This is a genomic window from Methylobacterium sp. B1 (genome assembly GCF_000333255.1).
Classification (GTDB): Bacteria; Pseudomonadota; Alphaproteobacteria; order Rhizobiales; family Beijerinckiaceae; genus Methylobacterium; species Methylobacterium fujisawaense.
In genome coordinates this window covers 1-1,765 of sequence record NZ_BACT01000346.1, presented here as the reverse complement: position 1 = coordinate 1,765, position 1,765 = coordinate 1, and the positions used below count along the sequence as shown (strand labels likewise).

Sequence of the window (1,765 nt, the reverse complement as noted above, 5' to 3'; positions counted from 1 at the left end):
CCGCCCTGGCGCCCGAAGGGGACGGGCAGGCCGCCGATGCGGGCGCCGCGGACCTGCTCGGCGAGATCGGCGACACGCTGATCGTCGCCTATCGTCTGGCGGTTCAGGACGGTGATCCGACGACCGTGACCCTCATCCGACAGGCCCTGCTGCATACCGGGCGTCGGCTGGCGCGGGGGATGTCGCCCGCGGAAGCCGGCCTATCCTGTCACTGAAACGGGATTCCCGCGGCAACCGGTCGATGCGGCGCTGCCCGCCATCATCGACCGGAGCGGCCCGGAGGGCCGCCTAGGTGTCCCGGGACGCACGGTCGAGGAAGGCCCGCAGATAGCCTCCGACGGCCTCGGCGCGCTCGACGGCCAGCAGATGGGCGGCGTGGGGCAGGACGAGGAGTTCGGCCTGGGCGATGCTGGCGCAGATTTCCTCGGCCATGGCCGGGGGTGTCGAAGGGTCGTCGCGCCCGGCGATCACCAGGGTCGGCGCGGTGATCGCGGAGAGCGCCGGCCGGAGATCCATGCACCCGATCGCTCCGCAGCACACCGCGTAGCCCGCCGGATCGCAGGCGACGAAGCGTTCACGGATCGCCTGGATCGCCGCAGGATCGCGCTGCGCGAAGCCGGGCGTGAACCAGCGCCCGAGCGTCGCCTCGACCACGGCCGCCAGTCCCTGGGCGCGAACGGTCGCGGCGCGCTCCTCCCAGCTCTGCGGGCTCGGCATGTGGGCCGCCGTCGCCATCAGGGTGGCGCTGAGCGCGCGTTCGGGCTCGGCGCTCGCGAGGGCCTGCACGGTCATGCCGCCGAGGGAGAGGCCCACCAGATGGGCCCTGCCGATTCCGAGGGCGTCGAGCAGCCCCGCGAGGTCACCGGCCAGATCCGTCACCGTGATGGGCTGATCCCGGGTTTCCGAGCCGCCGTGGCCGCGCGTGTCGTAGCGCAAGGTGCGGTAGCGCCCGGTCAGGGCCGGCACCAGCGCGTCCCACATCTCCAGGGTCGCACCCAGCGAGTTCGAGAATGCGACGGCGGGAGCGCCTTCCGGCCCCTCGAGGAGGTAGCGGAACCCGATCCCTCCGACTGTGATCTGCGGCATGCGGTTGTCTCCATCCAAGGTCTTCGCGAGGGCCTTCGCGCGAGATCTTCGCAGATGTCACGCCCAAGCGATGTCGGCGCCGACGCGCGGGGGCCTGTGCCGGCGCGGGAGCGTCACGGGGGGCGTCACGGGGGCGGACGAGCCGGTCTGCGCCGCGGGCGCGGCGGCGGGTCGGTCATAAGCTGGCACAGCCTCCACGGGATACGGTCTCCCTGTCGTCCATGCGAAACAATTGCGCGGCGGCACGATCCGTTATGGGCGTCGCACCGGACGCGGCCCACCGGATCCGCCCGGGCGCGGATGACGATGCCGCGAGCCCCCCGGCGCCGGCACGGATCGGGGTGCTGCCTTCAACATGGGTCAATGCACCGGCGGGGGAAACGTCCGACAACGAGCGCCGCGAGGCAGGAGGAGACGAGCGATGCACGACCCTTCGACTGGCGATGCCGCGATCCGACCGGCGGAGTTCTGGGACACGGTGGCCGGGCTTGTGACCGCCAAGGTCGAGCCGGTGATCGGCCGGGGCGACCGGCAGCGGGGTCCGGTGATCGACTACCTGCGCGACCTGGAAGCCCTGGCACGGCGGCAATGCGGCAGCCGCGAGACGGTCCAGATCATCGCCTCGGGGCGGCGGCTTCTCGGCGACCGCAGCCAGATCGGGCCGTCCGATGGTCCGTTC

3 protein-coding genes are annotated in these 1,765 nt (G+C 72.4%); 2 read left to right on the top strand and 1 reads right to left on the bottom strand.

Annotated features, from left to right (window positions below):
• Positions 1 to 215 (top strand): hypothetical protein (locus I53_RS33845; RefSeq protein ID WP_043349942.1); only part of this gene is annotated, 215 nt, incomplete at its 5' end.
• A gap of 73 nt (positions 216 to 288) precedes the next feature.
• On the opposite strand, the gene pcaD is transcribed toward I53_RS33845, so the two are convergent.
• Positions 289 to 1,086 (bottom strand): 3-oxoadipate enol-lactonase, encoded by a 798-nt coding sequence (gene pcaD, locus I53_RS10050; RefSeq protein WP_043349939.1) that lies wholly within the window; start codon positions 1,084 to 1,086, stop codon positions 289 to 291.
• 421 nt (positions 1,087 to 1,507) lie between these two features.
• On the opposite strand from pcaD, the gene I53_RS10045 reads away from it, so the two are divergent.
• Positions 1,508 to 1,765: hypothetical protein (locus tag I53_RS10045; RefSeq protein WP_051044761.1), on the top strand; the 258-nt coding region annotated here is incomplete at its 3' end.